Below are 501 nucleotides of genomic sequence, written 5' to 3' on the forward strand. Positions count from 1 at the left end.
TGGTGCCAGACGGCGCGCGCGACGATGTCGCGTGGCGCGAGCTCGGCGCCGGGCTGATCGGCCATGAAGCGCCGGCCGGTCTCGTCGATCAGGGTCGCGCCGTCGCCGCGGATCGCCTCGGTCAACAGCGGCATCGGGCGTGACGGCCCGTCGAAGGCGGTCGGATGAAACTGGACGAATTCGAGGTCCGACAGTTTTGCGCCGGCATGTGCCGCGAGCGCGAGCCCCTGGCCGAAACATCCGCCCGGATTGGTGCTGTCTGAAAACAGCCCACCGATGCCGCCGGTCGCGATCACGACGCGGTTGGTCGCGATCGTCAGCGCGCCGCGGTCGTTGGCCGCAAGCACGTCCCTGACTGCATTGTCCTCGACCAGCAACCTGCGCGCCTCGACACCTTCCAGCAAGGTGATCGATGGCGTCCGGCGGACCGCGGCGATCAGCGCGCGCATGATCTCGCGGCCGGTGCCGTCGCCGGTGGCGTGCACGATGCGGTTGCGGCCG

At 70.1% G+C, this 501-nt stretch carries 1 protein-coding gene; it reads right to left on the bottom strand.

Going from position 1 to position 501, the window contains the following annotated elements; genetic code table 11:
- Window positions 1-501: FAD-binding protein (locus tag H8B02_RS47720; RefSeq protein WP_229172576.1), on the bottom strand; the 501-nt coding region annotated here is incomplete at both ends.

This window comes from Bradyrhizobium altum, assembly GCF_020889705.1.
Classification (GTDB): Bacteria; Pseudomonadota; Alphaproteobacteria; order Rhizobiales; family Xanthobacteraceae; genus Bradyrhizobium; species Bradyrhizobium altum.